Consider the following 26,447-nt stretch of genomic DNA (forward strand, 5'->3'; position numbering starts at 1 on the left):
AGCTCGGGTGGGATGAAATTGGGGTCAGATGAAGGCGTTCATCTGACCTCATCTTCAGTAAGCCCCCACCGCCGCCAGGAACCCGAAGAAGCCAGCGGCGGTAATCCCCAGAGACGCCACCACAATCCCCAGTCCCCACCAGACGGCCGCGGCATCGGAAATATTTACGCCATGGCCACGCAAGGTGCGGTAGAAGGCCCAAGGGCCGAGTATGAAAGCACCGGCCACGGCGAATACCAGGCCGACGCTGATACCGGCAAAGGTCCAGGTAGCCAGGACAGTGGCCCGGTCAGATACCTGATCGGTCACGCCATGGTGCTCCAGGAACTTTTTACAGAAGAACCAGATGAGCCCGAACAGGGCGGCGACAAAGACCAGTGCGCCAATAATGGTGATGATGCGATACAGCACTTTCGTGTCCCTTCAGGTTCAGTAGAGGCCCGGATCAGGCAGGATACTCGGGTTCCGGCAGGCACTCAAAACCCGGCTTGGCAAACAGGTACCCCTGGAACAGGTTGATGCCCTGTGAACGCAGCCAGAAATACTCTTCCCTGGTTTCCACCCCTTCCGCAATGATGCGACCTCCCAGGCGCTCCATCATCGCAATGATACCTGCGATAACCGCCTGTTTGTTGGGTTCGGCGTTGATGTTCCGCACCAGCCCCATGTCCAGTTTCAGGAGGTCCGGCGGGCTGGCCATCATGATGTTGTAGCGGGAGTAGCCGGCGCCGAAATCGTCAATCGCAGTGCTGAAACCCATTTCCCGGTAGGCCTCGATAATCGACACCAGGTGTTGGACGGAGGACAGTTTTTCGTTTTCGGTCAGCTCGAAAATGATCTTGCTGGTGTCGAAGTTGTAGGTCCTGGCCGCCGCCAGCGTCGTCCGGATGCAATACTCCGCCTGGTACACGGCATTGGGCATGAAATTGATGCTGAGCCTCGAATCCATGCCGAGTCGTGAGGCGAGCTTGACCGCCTTGACCCGGCAGACCTGGTCGAAGGCATACCTGTTCTGGTCGTTGACCCGGGAGAGCACATGGTGAGCCCCCTGGCCTTCGGTTCCCCGGACCAGGGCTTCGTGAGCGAAAACTGAGCGGTTGAGGACGTCCACGATTGGCTGGAAGGCAAAGCTGAACGAAAAATCCAGGCCTTCTCCGCAGGCGCATTGATCGCAGTGGGACGCATCAAAGAGAACTTCAGGTCGCTCCACATCTACTCCTGGTTTCTCAGTACAGGCGGCGGCCGCATGTCTGTTGAACATATTTCTCCAAACTATAGTTGTCGGTTTTCCGTTGGTAAAACCACGTACGCAATCCCTGAGGACAAGCGGTGGCATCCCCGGTACGGGTGACTACACTGACTTTTGTACTTATACGCGTCTTTTATGAAAAGGAGTCTCCAGAATGGTCCAATCTACACGTATTGCTGTTACACCGGGCGACGGCATTGGTCCGGAAGTGGTAGCGGAGGCAGTACGTTGCCTTGAAACCTTGCGTGCCAAGCACGGCCTCGCACTGGAATGGACCCGTTTCCCGTGGCCTTCTCATGCCTGGCACGAGGAGAACGGTGAATCATGGCCCAAGGACGCACTGGAGCAACTCAAAAAATACGATGCCATACTGCTCGGCGCCCTCGGTGACCCCGGCCCCATGGATGACCCTGATCGTTACCTGTTGCCGGACAGCATTTCCCTGGCGCCGCTTCTGGAGATGCGCAAAGGGTTCGACCAATGGGTCTGCGAACGCCCTGCCCGCCTCCTGGAGGGCGCGCGGCAGTACCTGGCCGATGAACGCGCCAGGGATATCGATATGCTGGTCATCCGGGAAAACAGCGAAGGCGAGTATGTCAGCCAGGGCGGCCGCCTGCGCCAGGGTACGCCGGATGAAGTGGCGACTCAGATGGAGGTGTTCACCCGCAAAGCCACCGACCGGATCATCCGTTACGGCTTTGAGCAGGCACGAATGCGTGCGGAAGAGCGGGTGCGGGACGGCCGGACCCGCAGTTTCCGGACTCTGGACGGTCGCACCTGCGAAAGCCAGGTGTGCCTGGTAACAAAGCGCAATGCTTTGCGTTACTGGGGAGACATGTACACCGAGGCTTTTGAGGCCATCAGTAAGGAATATCCGGATGTCGCGACCCATCACGAGTTGGTGGACGCCGCCTGCATGAAATTTGTCCAGAGCCCGTGGGCGTTCGACGTGGTCGTCGCCAGCAATCTCCAGGGGGACATCCTCACCGACCTGGCAGCCGTGTTGTCCGGAGGTATGGGCGTCGCGCCGTCCTGCAACCTGAATCCCACAGACACGGATATGCCATCCATGTTTGAGCCCACCCATGGCAGTGCCCCGGACATCGCTGGACAGGGTCTGGCGGATCCGACGGCGATGCTGTTCACCACCGCCCGCATGCTGGAATGGTTGGGTCGCAAAGACCCGAATCTGGGCGCAGCAGGGAAGGAACTGTTCGGCGCGGTCGCCGCAGACCTCGCCCAGAATGCGGGCAAACGTCGCGGCACCCACGAAATAGGCCAGGCCATTTGTAAACGGCTGGAGGCCTGACTAGTCTGCAAAAGAGGTATTCCACTCACTTCTGGAGGTGCACTGTGACCGAGCACAAAGGCAAGTTATCCCCCCTGCTCAAGCAGGCCACCGGCATCACTGCCGCCAAGGGCGAAGGCGCCTACATTATTGATCCGGATGGCAAGCGCTACCTGGATTTCACGTCGGGAATCGGGGTAACCAGTACCGGTCACTGCCACCCCAGAGTTGTGGAGGCAGCCCAGAAACAGGTGGCCACCATGATCCATGCCCAGGCCACCACGGTGATGAATCCGAGGCTGCCTGAGTTGGCTGAAAAGCTCGGTGAATTGACTCCGGATCCCCTGAACGCCTTCTTCTTTTCCAATGCCGGGACAGAAGTGGCAGAGGGTGCCATCCGGCTGGTGCGACAGGTTACGGGGCGTCCGAACATCATCGTGTTCCATGGTGGCTTCCATGGCCGAACCATGGGGTCGCTTTCCCTGACCACCTCCAGTGTCGGCCTGAGGGCCGGCGTGAGTCCGATGATGGGTGGTGTGGTCGTTGCCCCCTTCCCCCATGCTTTCCACTATGGCTGGAGCATCGAAGAGGCCACGGATTTCTGCCTGAAGGAACTGGACCGGATCTTTGTGACCTATTCAGCCCCGAAGGAAACCGCCGCCATGCTGATCGAGCCGGTTCAGGGTGAAGGCGGCTACGTGCCCGCCAATGCCCGTTTCATGCAGGGCCTGCGGGAACGCTGCGACAGGCATGGCATCATGCTGGTATTCGATGAGGTTCAGGCGGGCTTCGGCCGCAGCGGCAAGTTCTGGGCCCATGAGCACTTCGGTGTCACCCCGGACGCCATCATGATTGCCAAAGGCCTGGCCAGCGGTTTCCCGATCTCCGCGCTGGCAGCTTCCGAGGAAACCATGGCCAAGGGCTGGCCCGGATCACAGGGAGGCACCTACGGTGGCAATGCGGTCTCTGCGGCTGCGGCGATTGCCACCATCGATGTGATCAGGGAGGAAGGCCTGGTCGAAAATGCTGCCAGCATGGGCCAGCGCCTCTGGGACAACCTCCATGCCCTGAAGAAGGACTACCCCGAGATGGCGGATATCCGCGGCAAGGGGCTGATGGTGGGTGTGGAAATGCGGCGTGGCGACTGTCCGGATGGCGAACGGGCGGGCAACCTTCTCAAGGAGTGCGAGAAACGCGGGCTGCTGATGCTGCGCTGCGGGCCCTATCACGAGATCGTTCGCTGGCTGCCGCCGCTGATTGTGAACCAGCAGCAGATCGACGAGGCGACGGGAATCTTCGAAGAGGCGCTGAAGGCGACTGCCTGAAGTTTAAAGCCCGGCCGTAAGTCGGGGTCAGAAGAACGCTTTCTTCTGACCCCTTTTTAAACTTTGTAGATAGACCCAAGACGGGGTCAGATGAAGGCTTTCATCTGACCCCACGTTAGTGACCCCATTTTTATTATTCGTTGTCCATCACGAATTCCAGCCGCCCCGGCGCTACCCGCACATCCATCGGGACCATCCCGAACATCCGCTGGGCAAAGTCGGCCTCATCCAGACGATACACCGGCATGGTCTCCAGCATCTGGGCAACCACCCGCATCACGGTATCGGTCACCGGCGCCAGATCACCCTTGAAGAACGGAGAGTCGATACTGCTTTCCAGCAGTTGCAGCCGACGGATATAAACGGCCTTTTCCTGGCTATCGTAGTAGGGAGCACCCTCCACTTTCAGGGCAATGTCCACCGGCAGCTTTGTCATCAGTGCATTCAGGGCCACCTGGCCGCGCAAATCGATCACAGCAACATCCCGGCCGTCCGGGCCCAGCGTGATATCGGCATCATCCAGGCTGAGACTCAGTGGGGAACCACTCTGCAGTTGCTTGCGGTCATACTCCGCCACCACATCTTTCAGATGGCTCTCCAGTTCCCCCTCTGAGATCGCGTAGGGGGAGATGCTGGCGCAGCCACTTGAGAGCAGTGCCACAATAGCCAGAAGTGCCCACAGGGCATGGTTTGGTAATGTTTTCATGAATGGTTCCTCCGAAAGATGCTCTTATCCTGCGCCAGGGGGCAGGATCGGGCAACCACAGGGTATTAAAGATTGGTCAGGAACGACCCGGACCTACTCATTCTCGGCCCGGGCTTCAACGTGCGGCGTGAGGTTCTCGTCAATGGTTACATGCAGCAGGATCGGTTGGCAGCAGACCTGGCAGTCCTCCACGTACTCCTGCTCTGCTACTGACGGGTCGACGCTGATGTCCAGCGTCTCCCAGCAGTAGGGGCACTGGATGAGCACAGACTCCAGGGCAGACACGCAGGCTCCTTACAGTTGCTGCTTGGCCATCCAGGGGATGACCCGGTCAAACGCTTCTTCAAGCCGTTCGCAGGTGGTAGAGAAACTGATGCGCAGGGCATTGGTGCATTCTTCGCCAAACGCATCCCCCGGCACCACGCAGACCCCGGTTTCCTTGAGCATGCGCAGTGCCAGATCCGAGCCGTCCACATGGGGCGGCAGGTCCGGAAAGGCAAAGAATGCGCCTCCTGGCTTGTACCCGGTCATGTAGGGAGTCTGATCGATCAGTTCCACCACCTTGTCCCGACGCTCACGGTAGATATCGACCATGTCCTTCACGCACTGCTGGTCACCGGTCAGGGCCGCCACTCCGGCGAACTGGGCCGGGGTATTGGCTACCGATGTGGTGAACATGTGGTAACGGCGCAGTGACTTGATCGCCGCCTGGCTGGAAATCACCCAGCCAACCCGCAGGCCCGCCATGCTGTAGGTCTTGGAGAAACTGCTGATGCACATGATGTTGTCCAGGTCCATGGAGCAGTTGAGGACACTGGCAAAATCATCGTCATCGAAAATCAGGTGGTCATACACTTCATCGGCATAGACCTGGATACCCCGGTAGGCGCACTCCTCCAGGATGGTCTCGACGGTACTGCGCGGATACACCGCCCCGGTGGGGTTGTTCGGGTTGTTCAGGACCAACGCAAAGGTCCGGGACCCCATGGCACGGATGACGTCATCCGGATCCAGCTGATGGTTGTTCTCGGCCCGGGTTGGTACATATTTGACCTCGCCACCGTTCATCCGGATCAGCGGAGCGTACAGCAGGAACGACGGGTCCGTGACGATGAACTGCCGGCCCGGTGCCGAGGTGGCCGACAACGCCAGGTACATGGCCTCGGTGGCGCCGCTGGTAATGAGGATGTTGTCCCGGGTGAGTTTCCGGTTGTAACGGCGACCGTAATAGTCTCGCAGTGCCACCAACAGCTCCGGCAGGCCGGCGTCCATGGTGTAGCCGGTCTGACCCGCATTGAGCGCGTCGACATAGGCATCAATGATGTGCTTCGGCGTGGGCAGATCCGGCTGGCCGATGGACAGATGGATCACGTCCTTCATGCTCGAGGCCATATTCACCAGACGACGAATACCGGATACCGGAATCGCCTGCATGGCAGGGTTCCAGCTGGCCTTCGCCTTGCGATACTTGATCTTGCGTGGCTTGGCCTGGCCGGTTTCGCGGTTGGGAGCTTCTGCCATAAATACCTCCTCGGGACGGGACGGGAAAAGACCTACCTCTGCAGGTTAGTCAGTAACAACAGGCGGTACAAGACAAAAACCAACAAAGATGGGATAAGTAAAAATACGGCCCCGGGGCGCGTGATTCCGGGCCCTGAAGCCGCACGATTTCGGCCCTGCGGCAAAGCAAACCTGGGGTCAGAAGTAGGCTCTCTTCAGACCCCTGATCCGATCCCCCGGGGTCTGATGAAAACTTTCATCTGACCCCATCTTATTGAAGACTTTCCCAGGTTGACCGCACTCCATCGTCAAACCAGACTGTAGGAAGCGGTATACCCGACCCACCGCAGCAATTTCATTGTTCACCGATAACGAGGCGGAGGCCCAATGACTCAGCAAAGCAAACCGGTTGTAACCGTTTTGACAGCCCCTGGCGAACAGCAGCCACCAGGGATGGATGCGTTAAAAGCCCGGGCCGAAGTCCGGTTTGCCTGTGACGAACAGACGCTGAGAGACACCCTGCCGGGCACGGACGTGATGATGGTGACCGATTTCAGGACCGAAGCCCTGGAAGCTGCCTGGCCCTGTGCCGACAAACTCCAGTGGATCCACGCCACCAGTGCCGGCGTCGATGCCCTCATGTTCCCGGGCCTGATCGAAAGCGATGTGGTCGTCACCAATGCCCGGGGCATCTTTGACCGGACGATCGCCGAGTACGTACTCTGCACCATTCTGATGTTCGCCAAGGATTTTCCGAATTCGATCCGCCTCCAGCACCGGCATGAATGGAAACACCGGGACACCGAGCGGGCCGAGGGCAAGCAGGTGCTGGTGGTCGGCGCCGGCTCCATTGGCCGTCAGATCGGCCGCCTGGTCCGGGCGGCAGGGCTCCAGCCCCATGGCATTGCCCGCACCCCGCGCCACGACGATCCGGATTTCGTGGCGGTGCACGGCAACGATGACCTGTTCAATCAGCTGCCGCACTATGATTTTGTGGTCATTGCTGCGCCCCTCACGCCGCAGACCGAGGGCCTGTTCGACCACAAAGCATTCAAGGCCATGCGTAACAGCGCCCGACTCATCAACATCGGCCGCGGCCCCATCGTGAAAACCGATGATCTGATCGTCGCGCTGGAAGAAAGGGAAATCGCCGGCGCCGCTCTGGATGTGTTCGAGGAAGAACCTCTGCCCAAGGGACACCCACTCTGGGATATGGAAAACGTCATAATGACCGCCCACATGGCCGGCGATTTCATCGGTTGGAAACGCGCCCTGACCGACCAGTTCCTCGAAAACTTCGATCTGTGGCACAAAGGCCGTGACCGGTTCAACCTGGTCGACAAGAGACTCGGTTACGCCGGCAGCAAATAACGGCAGCCCAGGGGGTTAACAGGCCGCAGAAACAAAAACGGGAGCCCAGGGGCTCCCGTTTTTCAGGTCAAATCCGGGGTCAGCTGAAAGCTTTCATCTGACCCCAACGTCAATCAACCACCGGAAAGCGACTGATCCGAAGGATCGATCTCCATCTGCTGGATCGCGATCACTGCCTGGGTCCGGTTACGAACCCCCAACTTCCGGAACACCGCTGTGATGTGGGCCTTGATGGTCGCCTCCGACACATCCAGATCATAAGCGATCTGTTTATTCAGAAGCCCCTCGGCCAGCATACCCAGTACCCGGAACTGCTGTGGCGTCAGGGACGCCAGGCGCTCGGAGAAATCCGTCGACTCGGACTGCATCCGTTCGATTTTCTCGGCCACACCCTCCGGCAGCCAGACATCCCCTTCCAGGACTGCCTGAATCGCCTCGGTAATGGTCGGCAGTGGCGCCGACTTCGGAATGAAGCCGGACGCCCCGTAGTCGATCGAACGACGCATCACCTGCAGTTCCTCCGATCCTGACACAACCACCACCGGCAACCCCGGATACTGCCCGCGCATGAACACGAGCCCGGAGAAGCCGTGGGCGCCCGGCATGTTCAGGTCCAGCAGAACCAGATCCGCATCCGGGTGCGACTCTACCGCCGCCTGCAGTGACTTGATGCTGTCGACTTCAACCGTCTTGGCATCCGGCACCGCCTGACTGACCGCCTGCTTCAATGCTGCTCGGAACAGCGGGTGATCATCAGCGACGATAATTGTTTGTGTCATTCAACAGATTCCTTACAGGTTATTGGCTGACCGCCGGCGTTACTTGAACGCCCGGCTGCTGATCAGCTCGTCCACGACACCCGGGTCTGCCAGAGTAGAGGTATCGCCCAGCTGATCATGCTCATTAGCGGCAATCTTACGCAAAATCCGACGCATAATCTTGCCAGAACGAGTCTTCGGCAGTCCAGGCGCCCACTGGATCACATCCGGAGAAGCGATCGGACCGATCTCCTTGCGTACCCACTGGACCAGTTCCTTCTTCAGCTCTTCGCTGGGCTCCTCGCCCTGCACCAGGGTTACGTAGACATAGATGCCCTGACCCTTGATGTCGTGCGGGTAGCCGACCACGGCCGCTTCCGCCACCTTGTCGTGGGCAACCAGTGCGCTTTCGACTTCGGCGGTGCCCAGGCGGTGGCCGGAGACGTTCAGTACGTCGTCCACACGGCCAGTGATCCAGTAGTAACCGTCTTCATCACGACGGGCACCGTCACCGGTGAAGTACATGCCCTTGTAGGTGCTGAAGTAGGTCTGCACGAAACGCTCATGGTCACCGTAGATGGTGCGCATCTGGCCAGGCCAGCTGTCCAGGATAACCAGGTTACCCTCGGTCTTGCCTTCCAGGATGTTACCTTCGTTATCCACCAGCGCCGGCTGGACACCGAAGAACGGCAGCGTTGCGGAACCCGGCTTCAGGTCCACGGCGCCGGGCAGCGGAGAAATCAGGATGCCGCCGGTCTCGGTCTGCCACCAGGTGTCCACAATGGGGCACTTGCTGTTACCGATAACGCGGTGGTACCACTCCCAGGCTTCCGGGTTGATCGGCTCGCCTACAGAACCCAGCAGTTTCAGGCTTTCACGGGTAGTACCGTCCATGCAGGACTCGCCCTGGGCCATCAGTGCACGGATAGCGGTCGGCGCAGTGTACAGAATGTTGACCTTGTGCTTGTCGACCACCTGACCCATACGGGAACTGTCCGGATAGTTGGGCACGCCCTCAAACAGCAGGGTGATGGCACCGTTGGCCAGCGGGCCGTAAAGGATGTAGCTGTGGCCGGTGACCCAACCGAAGTCGGCAGTACACCAGTAGACGTCACCGTCGTGGTAGTCGAATACATACTGGTGGGTCATGGAGGTATAAACCATGTAACCACCGGTGGTGTGCAGCACGCCCTTCGGAGCGCCGGTAGAGCCGGAGGTGTAGAGCATGAACAGCGGATCTTCCGCGTTCATCGGCTCGGGCTCGCACTCGGCGGAGGCGGACTTCATCAGGTCTTCGTAACGCAGGTCACGGCCCTCGGTCCAGGGTACTTCCTTGTTGCCGGTACGGGTGACAACGATCACCTTGTCGACGTTGGCGTTTTCTTCATGCTTGAGTGCGGAATCCACGTTCTTCTTCAGGGGGATCGCACGGCCACCACGCAGGCCTTCGTCAGCAGTAACAACGAAGCGGGATTTGCCGTTGACGACCCGGGCCGCCAGTGCTTCCGGTGAGAAGCCACCGAAGACCACGGAGTGGATCGCGCCGATACGGGCACAGGCCAGCATGGCAACCGCGGTTTCCACGATCATCGGCATGTAGATGGTAACCACATCGCCTTTCTTGACGCCCTGATCTTTCAGCACGTTGGCGAACTTACAGGTTTCTTCGTACAGTTCACGGTAGGTAACGTTGCGGGACTCAGAGGGATCGTCACCCTCGAAAATGATCGCAGTCTGGTCGCCGCGATCTGCCAGGTGACGGTCCAGGCAGTTGGCGGAGGCGTTCAGGACACCATCCTCAAACCACTTGATGGACAGGTTGTTGTAGTCGTAAGAGGTGTTCTTGACCTTGGTGAAAGGCTTGATCCAGTCAATCCGCTTACCGTGTTCACCCCAGAAGGTATCCGGGTCTTCGACTGACTGACGATACATCTCGTCATACTGTTCCCGGGTTACCAGGGCCCGTTCGGCCACTTCCGGGCTTACCGGATATAGCTGTTTATCAGTCATTGTGCTCCCCCTTTTAGTTAGAGTCTGTTGTCATTGTCGGTTTTTAAAAACAGAGCGATCGGGCCTCTCCGGCCCAGAAGACGGATAGTCGTAGTTCAACATGTGTGCCACCACACAATGAATTAGACTAACGTCCTAATGTGCCTGCACTTTTAGTCCCAAACTGACGGCAAACTGCAAGAAACGGCTGGAAAAAACACAAACTGAGAAGCTATCTTGAGGATAGTCCGAGACAGGAAAATCGCCAGTAAAAATGACCGGACCCGGTCATTGCGACCGGATCCGTATACCCGGCCGGGTCAGGCCGCTTTCTTTTTGCGGTCGTGGGCCGCGCGCAGGCTGTACAGTTTTCGCTCCTTGAGCGCATAACGGTTGAGACCGGCAAGATGGATCTTGCGCAGGTACATCGACCAGTCAATCTGACGGGCGTCCACCGGGAACAGGGCCTGATCCAAACCGCCCAAGCGGGCTGACAGGGCGATCAGTTCATCGTTCCGGAAAATATAATCCGGGGCCGTGTAGAAGCCAAAGATGGTCGCCAGCGAACGGGTGGTATCCAGGTTCCGGAGCATTTTCAGCTCCCGGGTGTGGCCCAGTAGCTTGAGCACCCGATCCGTGAGCCTCAACGGTATACGGACACCGCCAACCACAGTGTCGAACAGCTTGCGGTTCACCGCCACAAAAGGCTTGGTGGGCTGGCGATAGAACAGCTGGTCATACTCGGCATAGTTGCTCTTCGACTCAGCCATCAGGTGGTCGATGAACTCGCCCAGAGAGATCGGGTTGGAACTGCCACTGCAGCATTGGTAGATGCGGTGCCCTGCCTGCTCGGACAGCGCCTCGGCCAGACCCAGGATAATGGCATTGGCGACAAGGTCCACCGGAATGACGTCGATGACACCGGAGCGCTTGCCCGGAAACAGGGTTACCTTTTCGCGGGCATAAGCCAGAATGATGGCATCCGCCACCTTCACACCTTCAATCCAGCCTGGCGCCGGCTCTTCCAGCGCGCTCTCGATGATAGACGGGCGAACGATGGTCAACGGGTGGCCCGACAGCGCTTTCATCAGGCGCTGTTCACCCAGCCATTTGGTGAAGGTGTAGGTGTCACTCCAGCCGTAGCGGTTGGCTTCCCGGATACCCAGTTCCACCAGTTTCTTTTCGAGCAATTTGCCGGAATAGCGCGAGCGCACGTCTGCAATCTTGTCTTCGAGCAGGTTGACCAGCTCGTCGATCTCAAAATAACCGTTTTCACTGCGGGGGATCGCTTCGCCGGCAGGCTTGATGACGGACTCGGTCACCTGCCCTGCATTCATCCCGTTCACGTAACAGGTGGAAACCTGAATCACCGCCAGTTCGCGGTTTCTGAGCGCCAGCTCGGCGATATTGTCCAGACAGAGAGTGTTGATGGTCAGTGCCTTGTCGAGTTCCTCCCGGAAATTCACACTCGCGGCAGAATTGATTACGGCATCCAGGCCGTTGGCCAGAGCGTCAAAATCCTTCAGGGGCAAGCCGAAGCAGGATTCGGTCACTTCTCCAGTAACACAATGGACCTTGTCCTCAATAAAGGCTTCAAAACCCTCAGGATCCTCGACACGCAAGCGCTCGAAGACGGATGACGTAGCGATTTCGTTGAGGAACCGGCTACGGGCATCCGGGTGGCGTTTGTTCCCCCGAATGAGCAGGTGTATGCCACCAATGTCCGGCACTGTCCGGATCAGCTTCTCCAGGACAACCTTGCCCAGGAAACCGGTGGTTCCGGTAACCAGAACCTGCTTGCCTCGAAGTGCATCGAGTACCTTCGATGAAGATGCTTCGGGGGTGATTTGCTGTGTTGCCATGGACGAACTCCTTCTCTGACTGAGCTGATTAGCCGGATCAATACCTGCCGGGGCGGTAGCCCCGAATCACATCCAACCTTTCACCGGATCGGTTGCATATTACGGGCCACCATGCCTGTCTTTGCGAACAATTTTTGCACAACCCCCGTGACAACACGGTGACAAACCGCAAAATTACGACACATAAAATACAAAAGAAATGACAAGAAAACGGGCACACCTGAGACACATCTCAGGAGCGGTCAGCACCGTGAATGGCGAGGGCGCGAAGCAACTGATCAATGGAAACATCAGCCGGCTGCTCCCTCAGAGCCCGCACGAGACGCTCCTGTTCACCAAGGCTGATACGGTCAAACAAGGGCTCGGGTGCTGCCGCAGGCACAGTGGCCGGCTCGGGGTTTTCATTCTCCGAAGGCGCAATCTGGCCGGCCAGATGCCTTAAATGAGTGGCCATGTGTTGTCGGTCCCCGGACGGCATTTTCTCCCAGGGCATTGCTGCCAGACCGGTCTGGATAAACTCAATGCTATCGGCATCGAGATTGCGCCCCAGCAGTGCAAAAAAACGGTTGAATGCGTCATAACGCAGCATGGGGTCCAGGCGCTGGCCGAGTATAGAATCCAGCTCATCCATGGTGGCAGAGAGACGTTCTTTTTCGCTCCGGGGGCGCTCGACGGTCTCTTCCTGATGGTGCAATTCCGTTTTCTGCCGGCGTCGAATAACCGACTGCCAGTAACCCGCCACTCCAGATTTCTCGGGCGGTAGACGGGAAAGGCGGACGTCCAGCATGTCCGCGAGGGTATGGAACTGGCGGCAGGAAGGATCGGATACCGGCAACGTTGCCACCGGAACTCCGGTCACCACCGACTGGCGCAGGGTTTCGTCACGCCAGATCGCGCCGAGATAATGGAGGGAATCCCCCAGATGACGGCCGACGGCACCGTCCAGCCGCTGGAAAATCGACTGCGCCTGACTGGCTCCGGAAGCCATGTTGACGACCACGCTGGGGACCCGCCGGTACCCGCGCTTTCTCAGGTTCCGGACCATTGAAAACACCTGCTTCACGGACTCGGGATCCGACGTTACCACCATGCAGGACAGCGCAGCGCTGGCCACCATGTGCAGTCCCGCGAGGTCCGTGCTGCTGCCGGCATCCACAAGCACATAGTCATAAGCCCGCTCCAGATCGGACAGCTCTTCCAGCACGGTCGCGGCATCCCGCTGAACCATGTTCAGGCATTGGTGCAGCCCGGCAGCCCCGGGCAGGATGGCCAGGTCATAATCCGCTTTCGCCAGGGCCTCTTCCAGACGGCACCGTCCTTCAAGCACGTCGGCAAAATCCTTGCCTGATTGCAGTCCCAGTTGCGTGCTCAGGCTGGAGGGCCCGGTGTCGCCGTCCAGCAACAACACCCGTTTACCCTGCCTTGCCAGGGTAAGGCCCAGGTTCAGCGCCACGGTGGTTTTGCCAGCCCCACTCCCGCCACCGGCAATAGCAACGGTGTGGGAGTGGTTCGAATTGTGCTTGTCAGTATCCGGATCAAGGGCCATTTGAATGTGTTCTCGTCCCTGGGAAAACAGCGAATAACAAACTAACCTGTAAAAAGTCTACACATATCACAGATGAGATAATATATTGCTCATTAAAACAACAATGACCATTTAATAACCGAAAGCGATTGTTTAGGATTTTCGGGATAACAAGAATGAACACGGCGTCAGGAAACGACGTCTGATCAGGGTTCGGCAAGGCATGCCTATGGAACTAGCGCCAGATCTACAGCTACCGAGTCCCCCGGAGGTGACGTTGCGGGCGCTTGAGGCTTGTCACCAGGGCGCCGGTTTCCAGACGATCAGTGACATCATCTCTGCCGATACCGCCCTTGTCGTCCGCGTTCTCTCCCTCGCCAATTCGACAACAGACATCCAGGAAGGCCGGATCCAGTCCATTGAACAGGCCCTGGTCAGACTCGGCCCTCAACGACTGCGCACTCTGGTGCTGACGGCCGCCCTCAACCAGTTACAGTTCGGACTGGACAGCAACGACTGGCGGCAGATCCGGGACTTCTGGCGGCACTCCCTGACCACCGCGCTGACGGCCCGGGCGCTGGCGACACTCACCGCCTACCCTTATCCCGAAGAAGCGTACATGCTCGGCATGCTCCATAACGTCGGCGAACTGGTTGCTATCAAAACCAGCACCGCAGATGCCCGCCAGCATTACCTGAACAATCAATGCGATGTAGCTGCGGATCTGGTCAGCGCATGGGGCCTGGGATCGATGGCCGCGGATGCCATGCGTTATCAGCAGGCCCCGCCGGAGGAGTCGAGGGATGCCGGGCATCTGGTCAAGCTGATCAGTCTGGCCACCCGGCTCGCCCTGTCCGATGCCGAGGGCATCGCCGCTGCCGGCATCGTCTTCGGTCTCAGCGAAGAGCTGACCCGGGAGATCAACCGGCGTATCGCCCACGAAGTCGCCGGTATCGCCCGATCCCTCGGGATAGTCCTTGACGACAGCTATGACGGCGAAAAGGCCATCCGCGAACTGCAAGGGGCGATCCTGCAGCACGCCATTGTCAGCCAGGCCCTGGACTTCGCCGATTCGGCGCAACCAGCCGACAGCCTTATTACCCAGGCGGCGAACAGCCTGGGGCTGATCACCGGATCTCCCGTCCTTTGCTTCACAGCCAAAAATGACCTCCTGGCACTGGTCGCAGGGACGGGAGTAGACATTCCGGAGCTCACCATTTCAGCGAAACCGGGCGGCAGCGTACTGACCGAGGCTTTCAATACAGGCAGCCCGGTCACGCTTGCCGGGCGCAGCCGCACGATACTCGATCGCCAACTGCTCTCTCTGCTGCGAACGCCATCCCTGGTAGCGATACCGGTCAACGCCGGCACCGGATGTGCCGGCGTCTTTGCACTGGGCTCCGATGAAACCAGGCAGGACAGCACACTGGAACTGGCGAGCCTTTTCAGTCACCGGCTCGGCGAGATCGTCGCCACCCGCCACGCCACCGGACAAATTACCGGGGCCGCGGAGAACCTGCAGCAGGAGCTGGACCGCCAGCAGCTCCGCAAACAGGTTCACGAGGTTAATAACCCGCTGACCATCATCCGCCAATACATTTACCAGTTACGAAACCGGCTCGATGATCCCGACGTGCACCAGGAACTGGACATCATCCGCGAGGAACTGGACCGGGCGGGCGATCTGCTGCAGCAGATGGGCCAGAAAGAACCGGGGCCGGAACATGCGGGTGGCATCTCGCTCAATGACGAGCTTGATAGCCTCAGTCGCATTGTCGAGGACAGCCTCTTTGATGACGGCAAATGTCGGCTCAGGCTGGATCTGACCGACAACCCCGCCCTGGTCAGCGGTCCCGCCTCGGCTCTGCGACAGGTCATTATCAACCTGCTGCGCAATGCCGCCGAGGCATTGCCGGAGAGCGGCGGCACCGTCACTTTGAGAACCTCGGCCCCGGTGTGGCAAAACCAGCGGACCTGGGTGGAACTTGAAATCTCCGATACCGGCACGGGCATTCCGGAAGCAGTCAGGAACAAATTGTTTGCGCCGGTGAAAACCACAAAGGGAGAGGGCCACAGCGGTCTGGGCCTGAGCATTGTGAAGCAACTCGTTGATGACATGGAAGGCATCATCGCTTGCCGGACGGGACAGGATGGAACCACTTTCCGCATCCTGCTGCCGGCAACGATTCATAAAAAGAAATCGACTGATGACCAAACGACGGGTACCGACCAATGAAACCTGAACACGCTGATCAGCCCCCGAGTCAGGGTTTACCGGCCAGGCTACTGGTAGTGGACGATGAGCCCCGGCTTCTCAGTTCGCTTGCCTCCCTGCTAAGTAGCCAGGGCTACGAGGTAACCGAAGCGGAAGGTGGCGAAAGAGCCTGTGAGCTGATTGATCAACACTCGTTTGACCTCGCACTTCTGGACCTTCGAATGCCCGGAGTGGACGGCTTCGACGTCATGGCGGAACTGACCGACAAGCAACCGGACTGCGGCACCATTGTCGTCAGCGGTGAAAGTTCGTTCGCAGCGGTCAGCCGGGCGCTGCGCCGGGGAGCGCTGGATTATATCCGCAAACCCTTCGACCCCGAGGAACTGCTGGCAACCGTCGAGAGTGTCATCAACAAGCAATCCCTCATGCGGGCACACGAACATATCCAGGTGCGACTGGAGAAATCCGAAGCCTTGCACCGCTATATCGTCAACACCTCTCCGGACATCGTGTTCATGCTCGATGAGGAAGGCCATATCTGTTTCATCAACAGCAAGGTCGAGTCCCTGCTTGGCTATCAACCGGAAGAGCTCTGCGGCCAGCACTTCCGGCAAATTCTCGACGACCGGGACGTGTCAAAGGGAACCTATGCCCTCAAGGGAGCCAACATTACCGCGGATAACCCACGGACACTGGAAGTACGACTCAAAACCCGCGGCAGCCAGCAGGCTACCCGGCATTTTGAAATCACGGCCTTTCCGATTGACCCCCAGACCTGGCCACACACCGGTGACAGCCAGATCGGTGCGACCCCCAAATCCGCGCGGTACTATGGCACCGCCCGGGATGTGACAGAGCGCAAGGAAGCCGAAGCGTTCATCAATTTCCAGGCCTATCATGACCTGCTGACCCGCCTGCCCAACCGCGCCCTGTTCAAGGACCGTCTGGAACTGGCGATCGCCCAGGCCCGGCGGGGCAAAGAGAAACTGGCGGTCATGTTCCTGGATCTTGATCGCTTCAAGGTCATTAACGACACCCTCGGCCATGCCATGGGTGACCGCCTGCTCCAGGCGGTTACCCAGCGACTGGAGAAGTGCCTGCGTAAGGGGGACACTCTGTCCCGCTTCGGCGGGGACGAGTTCACCCTGCTGCTGCCGGCGATCCACGATAATGACGATGCCCGGCAGATCGCCAGAAAGCTGATCCGTGCGCTCCAGGCCCCGTTCCAGCTGGGCGAGCACGAGGTGTTCGTCGGTGTCAGCATCGGGATCGCGGTCTACCCCGAAGCCGGGGAAAATCTGGATCAGCTGATCCAGAGTGCCGATATCGCCATGTACCACGTCAAAGGCCGTGGCAAGGATGGCTACCGGTTCTATTCCCAGACCATGAGCGTGGATACCGCCAATCGACTGAACCTGGAGCGAGACCTTCGTCTTGCCCTGGAGCGCGAGGAACTCCGAGTGTTCTACCAGCCCCAGGTCTGTTCCAGGAGCAATCGTATTGTCGGTCTCGAAGCATTGGTGCGATGGCAGCACCCGGAACGCGGCTTGCTGTATCCCGGGGATTTTCTGCCGCTGGCCGAGGAAACCAAACTGATCGTGCAGCTCAGCGAATGGGTCATGGACCACGCCTTCCGGGATGTGGGCGACTGGATCCGGAACGGCCATGCGGACCTGCGCCTGGCGGTGAACCTCTCCCCGACCCAGGTGGAGCATCCCCGCTTCGTGGACAATCTTGTCAGGCGGATGACCAAACAGCACTTCCCGCCCGACAATCTGGAGATCGAGATCACTGAAAACGTGATCATGAGCGATCTTGACCAGATCAGCCACAAGTTGCGTGAGCTGGCGACAGTCGGTGTGCGCATCGCCATCGACGATTTCGGCACGGGCTATTCGTCCCTCAATTACCTGCACCGATTGCCCATCCATACCCTTAAGGTTGACCAGTCCTTTGTCCGGGCCATCCGCAGCGGGGAGGACGGAGCCTGCATTGTCAACGCCATCGTTGCCATGGCCCACGGCCTGAAGCTGGAAATCGTGGCTGAAGGTGTGGAGACCGACGAGCAGCTTGCGTATTTACGCAACCTGGGCTGCCATCAGGTGCAGGGCTTCTTCTACGGACCCGCCCGACCCGCCGAGGAGGTTTTCAAGACGCTGGAAGAGAGGGCCGTCAAAGCCGTCTCCTTCTGATAACAAGCTGATTGTCTGACACTCCTAGCAAAAACCTTGATCGGGTTTGCAAAGTGTTGCGTTGCGTTACTTTGTGTATCCGGAAATGCGCAGTACTGCACATAATTCCCCCCACCTGTTCTCTACTCTCGAAGCTCAAGGCGCTGAAACGGAACTCCCTGTTACGAAATCAGGGTCAATAAAGACAATAACGCTTCAGCATCCCCCGAACAGGTACAGGCAGCAGTGATCATGCGCGACAAGTATAAATACATTGGCCCCGTCTACGATTTCCTGAGCAACCTCTACAGCGGCAGGAACATTCATCGCTGCAAGACCGCCATGTTGGATGTGGAAACCGTCCGTCCGGGCGACCGCATCCTGTTCGCCGGTGTCGGCCATGGCCGGGACGCAATCCGTGCCGCCGAGCTTGGCGCCGACGTCACCGTGGTCGATCTGTCCGAAACCATGCTGCGCAAGTTTGGCGAAGCCCAGGTACAAGAGGCACCGCACCTCAGTATCCGCCAGATTCACAGTGACATAATGAGGGTTGAGGAATTCGAGCAGTACGACATGGTCGTCGCCAATTTCTTCCTCAACGTGTTCGACGAGGACATGATGGTGAAAGTACTGGAGCACCTGATCCGCCTGGGCAAGGCCGATGCCCGGGTGGTGGTCGGAGACTTCTGCTATCCCACCGGCAACCTGCTCTCCCGCCTGTTCAAAAAGCTCTACTGGTATATGGCCGTGTTCGTGTTCTGGCTATTTGCCAACAATGCCTTCCACAAGATTTACAACTACCCGGAACACATGCAGCGGCTCGGCCTCAAGGTCACCGACAAGAAGCACTTCAAGCTCCTGAACATGGACTGCTACTGGTCCATCCTAGGGCGCAAGCAGGCCTGACTCCAAGACATTGCCCAAGAACAATAACCCGGGAGCAGAGACATGACGGATCAGATTCTTGCACTCGACAGCGCCCGCGAACTGGACTGCGGGAACTTCAGTTTTGCCGAACGGGTGAGCTACCTGAAGAAGCACGGTACCCACTCCCAGTCCTTTTCAACCCTGCAGCCGGGCATGCGTTTCTTTGACTTGCCGGGCATCGGCTACATCGCATTCATGCGTAAATGGGGTGGCACCTTTGTATTGTCCGATCCGGTCTGTGCGCCCGAGAACTTTGGGCAGCTCCTGGAGAGGTTCCACGAACGCTACCCCAATGCCAGCTACATACAAGTGTCACGACCGGTCGTGGATTTCCTGCACCAGCGCTTTGGCCTGTTCGGAACCCAGTTCGGCAGCGAATCCCGGATTGACCTGTCCCGCTGGAGCCTCAGCGGCAAGAAAAAGCAGATTCTGCGCACGGCCCTGAACCAGGCAGAGAAGAACGGGATTACCGTCAAGGAGCGTTTCAGCGACGATCACACCCGGGAGATTTCGGAAGCCTGGATCCGTACCCGGAAATGCAAAAGTAACGAAATCCGCTTCCTGATCCGGCCGATGGAGATGGCGTACCGGGAGAATGAACGGCACTTCTATGCCTACCAGGATGGCAAGGCAGTGGGGTTCATCTACTTCGACCCGATCTACCGCAACAACGAGATCATCAGCTACGTGCCCAACATCTCCCGGGCCAATGCCGATTTCCGCCAGGGCATTTTCTACACGCTGATGGCCCATGCCATGGAAGTGTTCAGGGCCGAAGGTGTGCCCTACCTGGATCTGGGACTGATCCCGCTGTCGCTGGACCGCACCACGGAACACCAGGAAAGCCGACTGCTCAAGCGCCTGCTCCACCTGGTATACGAAAAAGGCAACTTTCTATACAACTTCAAGGGACTGGAGTTCACCAAATCACGGTTCCGGGGAGAGGTATTCAAGACCTATTGCTGCCACCGTCGGGCCATACCCGCCATGGAATTTCTGGCCATGTTCAAGCTGACCCGGTTGCTGTGACCGGGTCAGCCAGCCCACCCCAGCGCCCATCGATTCGCCGCACCGCCAGGCCCAGCGATGCCATGAACTCCGCCAATCCGTGGGGCACCTCTCCGGACAGCAACACCGCTCGGACCGGCTCGAGGTGCTCGCCTCCGGCGATGGTCTCCAGATCCCGGCCGGTCTCACCGAGCAGGAACTGCACCCTCCTGGCGATGGCGTCACCGGAATCTACCCAGTGACGAATATCCGGTAACACGGCTTTCAACGCATCCAGCAGCAGAGGGTAATGGGTACAGCCAAGCACCACCGTATCCACGCCTGACCGTTTCAGGGGAGCCAGCGCGTCCCCCAGCTCTGCCTCCGGCACCGGAATGCCACGTACCAGCTGTTCCGCCCAGCACACGAGAGCCGGGTGCCCGACCCGCACAACCTGACAATCACCGGCAAACTCATCGATCAGCCGATCCAGGTACGGCCGGCGAACCGTGGCCGGGGTGGCCAGCACACCAATCCGGCGGTTAGCGGAACGGCCAGCTGCGGGTTTGATCGCCGGCACCACCCCCACCACCGGCACATCAATCAGCGCCCGCAACCGGGGCAAAACCACGGTACTGGCGGTGTTACAGGCCACCACCACCACGTCACAGGGTATTTCCTCAAGCGTCCGGCGAATCAGTGTGGTGCAACGCTCGATCACCACCGGTTCCGGCTGATCGCCGTACGGGAAGCCGGCATTGTCCGCCAGGTAGACCAGTTCGGCACCCGGCAGGGCCTCATGGATACACCGGGCGACGCTGAGGCCACCCACGCCGGAATCAAAAACCAGGATGCACGGCGCCGCAGGGTCAGTCACGGGTGCCTCCTGCCTCGGTTATCTCCCGCTCCATGAGCCGGATCAGCCGGCCGGCAATGGTCGTCTGCGGAGGCACCGGCGGTGTATCACCGGGGCGGTACCAGCCTGCATCAGACAATTCGTCTTCCTGAAGCACCAGCTCACCGCCGGCGTAGTCAGCGAAAAAACCAACCATGAGCTGGTGAGGAAACGGCCAGGGCTGGGATTCACAATAGCGCACATTGGTGACGGCCAGACCGGTTTCCTCCATGACCTCCCTGGCCACTGCTTCCTCCAGGCTCTCCCCGGGTTCCACGAAACCGGCGATCAGACTGTAGAAATGACGTTTGACCCGGGCATTCTTCGCCAGCAAGAAGCGATCATCCCGGCGAATGACCACGATCACACAGGGCGCAAGCCGTGGATACCAGGGAATGCTGCAGGTGTCGCACCACTTTGCCCGCTCGCGGGGATGGAAACCGGTCTCTCCCCCGCAGCGGCCACAGAAACGGTGATCCCGCCACCACTGCCAGACCTGGAACCCCGTGCTCACCAGAGCCGCGGGCACATCCTCTCGCATCAGGATCGCCTCCCGGAGGTTGACCACCTCGAAGCCCGCGGTATCTTCCGGCACTTCGGAAACATAGACGGCCCGGTCACGGATGGAGCCCAGGGCCACCGCATCGGCACCCACACCGGCGATCCGGGGATCATCCCGGGCTACCAGCCAGCCTTCTTCGGGCTTCAGGATATGCGCTCCGGAAACCAGCAACACCAGGTCTTCCGGTTCCGGTTTGGCGGTATTCCAACCGGGCTTCCAGTCTGTGTCTGAATAGTTCATCCAATGGGTCGCTTTGCAAAAAAACGGTGATGGAGAAATGTACCACATTGCGGCAAGTGCCAAGAATCACGGGCCGACTTTCCGCACCGTACGCAACCAAGTAAACTTAGCGCCTGTTTTCAGTCACCGGAGCGTCAATTTATGCGACTTTACCAGGGCATTCGCAGCCTGATTCTGACCATTCTCCGCAAGATCCTGTTCTTGTGGGTACGGACAGACGTCAGCGGAAACAATGCCGAATCCCTGGGCCTCGATCCGGACAAACCAGTATGCTACGTGCTCCAGTACAGCTCTCTGTCGAGCCGGCTGGTGCTGGAACAGGAGGTCATCCGCGCCGGGCTCCCAGGTGCCACCGAAGCCCTGCCGGTGAAAAACGGGCCCTCCCATTCATTTTTCTTCCTCTATCGGCGCATCGGCGGCCTGTTCAGTGGCGGTCGTCAGACACCGGTGCCCACCAACGAGTTCAAGTCGCTGGTCCGCTATGGGCTGGAGCATCCGGACCGGGACGTGCAGATCGTGCCGGTGTCCATGTTCTGGGGCCGGTCTCCGGACAAGGAGAAATCCCTGGTCAAACTCCTGCTGTCCGACACCTGGTCGGTGGCCGGGCGCCTGCAGAAGTTCCTGATCATCATGGTGCACGGGCGCAATACCTACGTGCAGTTCAACCAGCCGCTGTCGCTCAAGCAGGTCATTGACGAATACCGGCACAGCGAGGAGCGGGCGAACCGCAAGCTCGCCCGACTCCTCCGTACTCATTTCCGCCGCGTGCGCCAGGCCGTGCTCGGTCCGGACCTGTCCCATCGCCGCACCCTGGTGGAGGGTTTGGTGCGTACCCAGGCAGTTAAGGAAGCGATTCGCGAAACCGCTGCCCGGGACGATATCCCGCCGGAGAAAGTGCGGGCCAAGGCCTACAAATATGCGGATGAAATCGCCGCCAGCATGTCCATTGTGACCATCCGTTTTCTGGAGGTGGTGCTGTCCTGGCTCTGGAATCGCATCTACAACGGCATCGCTGTGAACAACATCAAGGTCGCCAAGGAAGTGGCCCAGGACAACGCCGTGGTTTACGTACCCTGCCACCGCTCGCATATCGATTACCTGCTGCTGTCCTACGTACTCTACAAGAACGGCCTGATGCCCCCGCACATCGCTGCCGGCATCAACCTGAACATGCCGGTCGTCGGGCCGATCCTGCGCCGGGGCGGCGCGTTCTTCATGCGTCGCTCGTTCCGGGACAATCCGCTGTATGCCACCGTGTTCAACGAATACATGCACGTGATGTTCTCCCGGGGCTACTCGGTGGAGTACTTCGTGGAGGGCGGGCGCAGCCGGACCGGACGGATGCTGCAACCCCGTCCGGGCATGCTCTCCATGACTGTCCGAAGCTTCCTGCGAGATCACCGCAAGCCCATCGTTTTTGTGCCGGTGTACATCGGCTATGAAAAAGTGATGGAAGGCCGCTCCTACCTCGGCGAGCTGCGTGGCAAGAAGAAACAGAAAGAGAGCGTGTTCGGGCTCGCCAAGACCGTCCGCAAGCTCACCAATTCTTTCGGGCGGGTTGCGGTGAACTTCGGTGATGCCATTCCCCTGGCCGACGTCCTCGACGATGTCCACAAGAGCTGGCGCGAGGAAGCCTACGATGCCGAGTACCGGCCAGCCTGGCTGACCCGGGCAGTTGACCAGCTCTCGCTCCGGGTGGCCTCAAACATCAATGCGTCGGTTGCCGTAAATCCGATTGGCATGACCGCCACGGTATTGCTCGGAACCGATCGCCTGGCCATGGACGAAAGCCAGCTGATCCGCCTGATGAACCAGTACGCCGGTCTGTTGAAAGCCTACCCCTATGCTGAAACCGTCACCCTGCCGGAAGGATCCGGCAAGGACTGGGTCGCCTACTGCGAGGACATGGGACTGGTTACCCGACAGCCCCAGAAGCTGGGTGACATCATTGCCCTTGAAGGCAGCAATGCCATCCTGATGACCTACTACCGCAACAATATCCAGCACCTGTTTGCCCTGCCATCGCTGGTTGCAAGCCTGTTCGAGAACAAGGACTCCCTGCGCCGGGACAAGATCGTGTTCCTGGCGACCGTGGCCTACCCCTACCTGCAATCCGAACTGTTCCTGAAGTACTCTGCCGACGAGGTAGAAGGCGTCATCAATCACTGGATTGATATCCTGGTGGAACAGGGGCTGCTCGAGGCCCTGGAGGACGGCCGTATTGGTCGCCCCGAGGAAGGCACCGAGGCCATGCTGCGGTTGCGGGTGCTGTCCCGGTTCATCATCCAGACCCTGGAGCGTTACCACATCGCCCTGGGCATCCTGCGCAAGTATGGCTCAGGCAAGATCAGCGCTGCCGAACTGGAAGAACAGAGCACCCTGCTGGCGGAGCGCATGTCAATCCTGTTCGGCCTGAACGCACCGGAATTCTTCGACAAGACCCTGTTCCGGAACTTCATTGCCAACATGCAGGAGAACGGCGTCATCACCACCGATGACAACGGTCTGATCAACTATGGCGAGGGATTGGAGGAAGTGGCGGACGACGCCCGCCTGGTGCTGAGCGTGGAGAAGCGTCAGGCCATCCAGCAGGTCACCATGCTCGGCGCCTGACCGGCTCAGGACGCCGGTAGCGCCTTGAGGGCATAGATATCGTAGCGGCTGCTCTTGCCTTCGACCCGCGTGCTGGGCTCGGGGCCCTCGATGGCAGGAGCCTTCCGGGGACGCTTGACCACCACCCGGTAGGTAGCCACGTTCAGGGCTGCCTCGAGCAACTCGGAGTCATCTTCGTCATCGCCCACGATCGTTCGGAACACCTCCATTTCCTTCTTCACGCGGGCCGACTTGTCCCGGTGCGGGAACATGGGGTCCAGGTAGACCACATCCACCGATCCACTGTCAGCCTGTCGCAGCCAGTCGATGCTGCTGCCGGCGGCCAGATTCATCCTGGCAACGATCGGCGCGCACTCGACGTTCAGTGCGGCGCGGGACAGGCCATCCTCCAGCAAGGCGTGGATAACCGGATTGCGTTCAAACAGGGTCACCTCGCACCCGAGACTGGCCAGGACAAAAGCATCCTGACCCAGGCCCGCAGTCGCATCCAGCACGTGAAGCCTGGCCTTCGTCTTCTGTAGGCCGACCGCTCGGGCAACCAGCTGGCCGGCACCGCCACCATGCTCACGCCGGTAGCCCATCTTGCCGGAAACAAACTCGACCCGGACCGGGCCAGGGGCCCCTTTCCCGGTCAGCTGGAGACAAAGTCCCTGCTCATCCAGAAAAAGCAGTACCGGCACATCGGCGATGTCACGGGGACGAACCACCCCGAGATAGGGAAACCCCAGGCGTTCGCTGAGTTCCTTCGCCCGGGTGTGATCACCCAGGGGACTCCGGGCAATAGCCAGAGAAGAAGATGAAAGATCAGGACGAGAGGTCGCCACGGCTTACTCGCGGCCAGGCAGCTTTTTCCAGGCCACCTCATCACGGATGTAGACCGGTTGCGCCTGTTCAGCGGGAACGGTGTGGCCGTCTGCTGCCGGCTTCTCGGCCAGGCGCGCCACCCAACTGGCGCGCAACAGCAGGTCCGGCGCCACGGATACCATCGGACCAGACACTTCTGCCGGCATCTGCTCCCGGAACTGCCAGCCGGGGCCCGCACCATACCAGTGCTCGGCCTTGCCGGTCAGGCTGACCGCCTCCGGCGGACAGACCCGTTCCTCGCCGAGCAGCTCGGGCAGGCCGTCGTCGCGACGGTAGCAGCCCCAGTACACCTCCCCCATGCGGGCATCGAAAGCCACAGCCACGGCATCGCCCTCGGCGATATCGAGGGACTCCATAGCGCCATAGGCCACGGCAGCGAGCGAGGAGACCGGAACCACAGGAAGGTTGAGGCCCCAGGCAAGGCCTTGCACCACACCGGTGGCGATCCGCAAACCGGTAAACGAGCCCGGCCCGCAGGCAAATGCGAGGGCATCCAGATCCGCGGGCACCAGGCCCTTCTCCGCCAGCAGCTCCCGCACCATGGGCATGAGCAGCCGGGTATGACCCCGGGGAGCAACCTCGAATCGCTCGGTTATCTCGCCATCAACAAGAAGGGCTGCGGAGCAGCCCTCTGATGACGTATCCAGTGCCAGCAGTTTCACGGCAGTGAACGCCTCAACGTCAATGATGGATTACTGGAGCTTGGACAGGATCTGGTCGCGGATGCTGTCCAGGCTACCAACACCTTCCACCCGCACGTACTTCGGTGCAGCAGAAGAATCCTTCTCGGCCCAGTCCTGGTAGAAGCCGATCAGTGGAGCTGTCTGCTCATGGTAGATCTTCAGGCGTTTGCGAACCGTTTCTTCCTGGTCGTCCTCGCGCTGGACCAGCGGCTCGCCGGTTTCGTCGTCCTTGCCTTCCACCTTGGGCGGATCGTATTTGACGTGGTAGATACGGCCACTGCCCTCATGGACACGACGGCCGGACAGGCGGCTGACGATTTCCTCGTCATCCACCGCGATCTCTACGACGTAATCAATGGCAATACCCTGGTCCTTGAGCGCTTCTGCCTGGGGGATGGTGCGCGGGAAACCGTCCAAAAGGAAGCCGTTCTTGCAGTCCGGCTGCTGGATACGCTCCTCGATCAGGGCGATGATGATATCGTCGGACACCAGACCACCGGAGGCCATGACTTCCTTGACCTGGTTGCCCAGCTCGGAACCGGACTTGACCGCGGCCCGCAGCATGTCGCCAGTGGAAATCTGGGGAATATCGAAGCGCTCAGTGATGAACTGTGCCTGAGTCCCCTTACCTGCGCCTGGCGCGCCTAACATGATGATTCGCATAACGCTGTGCTCCCGTTTTAGTCATTATCGTTTGAAAAGCTGCGGCAAAAACGC

22 protein-coding genes are annotated in these 26,447 nt (G+C 59.4%); 8 read left to right on the forward strand and 14 right to left on the reverse strand.

Going from position 1 to position 26,447, the window contains the following annotated elements; all coding sequences use genetic code 11:
• Window positions 1-54: 54 nt before the first annotated feature.
• On the reverse strand, window positions 55-411 hold the full coding sequence (locus ACQUTG_RS14900) for a hypothetical protein (protein ID WP_343815533.1): 357 nt from the start codon (window positions 409-411) through the stop codon (window positions 55-57).
• A gap of 34 nt (window positions 412-445) precedes the next feature.
• Window positions 446-1,210, reverse strand: coding sequence for an EAL domain-containing protein (locus ACQUTG_RS14905; RefSeq protein WP_428920166.1), 765 nt, complete (start codon window positions 1,208-1,210; stop codon window positions 446-448).
• A 193-nt stretch (window positions 1,211-1,403) separates the two neighbouring features.
• Between ACQUTG_RS14905 and ACQUTG_RS14910 the strand changes: the two genes are divergently transcribed.
• A complete protein-coding gene (locus ACQUTG_RS14910; protein ID WP_428920167.1) occupies window positions 1,404-2,558 on the forward strand; it encodes an isocitrate/isopropylmalate dehydrogenase family protein in 1,155 nt (384 codons plus the stop codon).
• Between the two features lie 44 nt (window positions 2,559-2,602).
• Window positions 2,603-3,862, forward strand: coding sequence for an aspartate aminotransferase family protein (locus ACQUTG_RS14915; RefSeq protein WP_428920168.1), 1,260 nt, complete (start codon window positions 2,603-2,605; stop codon window positions 3,860-3,862).
• A 133-nt stretch (window positions 3,863-3,995) separates the two neighbouring features.
• Here ACQUTG_RS14915 and ACQUTG_RS14920 read toward each other — a convergent pair whose 3' ends face one another.
• From ACQUTG_RS14920 to ACQUTG_RS14930, 3 genes are all read right to left on the reverse strand, one after another.
• The gene (locus tag ACQUTG_RS14920) at window positions 3,996-4,568 is read right to left on the reverse strand and encodes a DUF1439 domain-containing protein (protein WP_428920169.1); all 573 of its coding nucleotides are present in this window, start codon (window positions 4,566-4,568) and stop codon (window positions 3,996-3,998) included.
• A 93-nt stretch (window positions 4,569-4,661) separates the two neighbouring features.
• Entirely contained in the window at window positions 4,662-4,853 is a 192-nt protein-coding gene (locus ACQUTG_RS14925) for a CPXCG motif-containing cysteine-rich protein (RefSeq protein ID WP_092004739.1), read from the reverse strand.
• A gap of 9 nt (window positions 4,854-4,862) precedes the next feature.
• Entirely contained in the window at window positions 4,863-6,089 is a 1,227-nt protein-coding gene (locus ACQUTG_RS14930; RefSeq protein ID WP_428920170.1) for a pyridoxal phosphate-dependent aminotransferase, read from the reverse strand.
• Between the two features lie 366 nt (window positions 6,090-6,455).
• Here ACQUTG_RS14930 and ACQUTG_RS14935 point away from each other — a divergent pair, with 366 nt between their 5' ends.
• A complete protein-coding gene (locus ACQUTG_RS14935; protein ID WP_428920171.1) occupies window positions 6,456-7,439 on the forward strand; it encodes a D-2-hydroxyacid dehydrogenase in 984 nt (327 codons plus the stop codon).
• Window positions 7,440-7,552: 113 nt separating this feature from the next.
• Here the strand turns inward: ACQUTG_RS14935 and ACQUTG_RS14940 are convergent, their stop codons facing one another.
• The 4 genes from ACQUTG_RS14940 to ACQUTG_RS14955 all read right to left on the reverse strand — a co-directional run bounded on the left by ACQUTG_RS14940 (window position 7,553) and on the right by ACQUTG_RS14955 (window position 13,594).
• Window positions 7,553-8,218 carry a LuxR C-terminal-related transcriptional regulator gene (locus ACQUTG_RS14940; protein ID WP_113861070.1) on the reverse strand — a complete coding sequence of 222 codons (666 nt, stop codon included), beginning with the start codon at window positions 8,216-8,218 and terminating at the stop codon, window positions 7,553-7,555.
• Window positions 8,219-8,257: 39 nt separating this feature from the next.
• Entirely contained in the window at window positions 8,258-10,207 is a 1,950-nt protein-coding gene (gene acs / locus ACQUTG_RS14945) for an acetate--CoA ligase (protein WP_428920172.1), read from the reverse strand.
• Between the two features lie 299 nt (window positions 10,208-10,506).
• Window positions 10,507-12,048, reverse strand: coding sequence for a fatty acyl-CoA reductase (locus tag ACQUTG_RS14950; protein ID WP_428920173.1), 1,542 nt, complete (start codon window positions 12,046-12,048; stop codon window positions 10,507-10,509).
• A 232-nt stretch (window positions 12,049-12,280) separates the two neighbouring features.
• Window positions 12,281-13,594, reverse strand: coding sequence for a MinD/ParA family ATP-binding protein (locus ACQUTG_RS14955; RefSeq protein ID WP_428920174.1), 1,314 nt, complete (start codon window positions 13,592-13,594; stop codon window positions 12,281-12,283).
• A gap of 208 nt (window positions 13,595-13,802) precedes the next feature.
• Here ACQUTG_RS14955 and ACQUTG_RS14960 point away from each other — a divergent pair, with 208 nt between their 5' ends.
• The 4 genes from ACQUTG_RS14960 (at window position 13,803) to ACQUTG_RS14975 (ending at window position 19,915) form a co-directional block, all read left to right on the forward strand.
• A complete protein-coding gene (locus ACQUTG_RS14960) occupies window positions 13,803-15,809 on the forward strand; it encodes an HDOD domain-containing protein (RefSeq protein WP_428920175.1) in 2,007 nt (668 codons plus the stop codon).
• Window positions 15,806-17,980 (forward strand): EAL domain-containing response regulator, encoded by a 2,175-nt coding sequence (locus tag ACQUTG_RS14965; RefSeq protein WP_428920176.1) that lies wholly within the window; start codon window positions 15,806-15,808, stop codon window positions 17,978-17,980. The genes ACQUTG_RS14960 and ACQUTG_RS14965 overlap by 4 nt, the downstream gene beginning before the upstream one ends.
• A 231-nt stretch (window positions 17,981-18,211) precedes the next feature.
• Complete coding sequence (locus tag ACQUTG_RS14970) at window positions 18,212-18,865, forward strand: class I SAM-dependent methyltransferase (RefSeq protein ID WP_428920177.1); 654 nt, start codon at window positions 18,212-18,214, stop codon at window positions 18,863-18,865.
• 42 nt (window positions 18,866-18,907) lie between these two features.
• Window positions 18,908-19,915 carry a DUF2156 domain-containing protein gene (locus ACQUTG_RS14975; protein WP_428920178.1) on the forward strand — a complete coding sequence of 336 codons (1,008 nt, stop codon included), beginning with the start codon at window positions 18,908-18,910 and terminating at the stop codon, window positions 19,913-19,915.
• On the opposite strand, the gene murI is transcribed toward ACQUTG_RS14975, so the two are convergent.
• Entirely contained in the window at window positions 19,893-20,750 is an 858-nt protein-coding gene (gene murI / locus ACQUTG_RS14980) for a glutamate racemase (protein ID WP_428920179.1), read from the reverse strand. The two genes, ACQUTG_RS14975 and murI, sit on opposite strands and share 23 nt — an antisense overlap.
• Window positions 20,743-21,570: an NAD(+) diphosphatase gene (gene nudC, locus ACQUTG_RS14985; protein ID WP_428920180.1), complete on the reverse strand. Its 828-nt coding sequence runs from the start codon at window positions 21,568-21,570 to the stop codon at window positions 20,743-20,745. Before nudC ends, murI begins: the two co-directional genes overlap by 8 nt.
• A 141-nt stretch (window positions 21,571-21,711) precedes the next feature.
• Here nudC and plsB point away from each other — a divergent pair, with 141 nt between their 5' ends.
• Window positions 21,712-24,183 (forward strand): glycerol-3-phosphate 1-O-acyltransferase PlsB, encoded by a 2,472-nt coding sequence (gene plsB / locus ACQUTG_RS14990; protein WP_428920181.1) that lies wholly within the window; start codon window positions 21,712-21,714, stop codon window positions 24,181-24,183.
• 5 nt (window positions 24,184-24,188) lie between these two features.
• Here plsB and ACQUTG_RS14995 read toward each other — a convergent pair whose 3' ends face one another.
• The 3 genes from ACQUTG_RS14995 to adk are packed head-to-tail and all read right to left on the reverse strand — an operon-like array spanning window position 24,189 to window position 26,393.
• Window positions 24,189-25,007 carry a class I SAM-dependent methyltransferase gene (locus tag ACQUTG_RS14995; RefSeq protein WP_428920182.1) on the reverse strand — a complete coding sequence of 273 codons (819 nt, stop codon included), beginning with the start codon at window positions 25,005-25,007 and terminating at the stop codon, window positions 24,189-24,191.
• A gap of 3 nt (window positions 25,008-25,010) precedes the next feature.
• Complete coding sequence (tsaB, locus tag ACQUTG_RS15000; RefSeq protein WP_428920183.1) at window positions 25,011-25,709, reverse strand: tRNA (adenosine(37)-N6)-threonylcarbamoyltransferase complex dimerization subunit type 1 TsaB; 699 nt, start codon at window positions 25,707-25,709, stop codon at window positions 25,011-25,013.
• A gap of 30 nt (window positions 25,710-25,739) precedes the next feature.
• Complete coding sequence (gene adk, locus ACQUTG_RS15005) at window positions 25,740-26,393, reverse strand: adenylate kinase (protein WP_113861058.1); 654 nt, start codon at window positions 26,391-26,393, stop codon at window positions 25,740-25,742.
• Window positions 26,394-26,447: the final 54 nt, after the last annotated feature.

This window comes from Marinobacter sp. DUT-1 (genome assembly GCF_050379415.1).
Taxonomy (GTDB): domain Bacteria; phylum Pseudomonadota; class Gammaproteobacteria; order Pseudomonadales; family Oleiphilaceae; genus Marinobacter.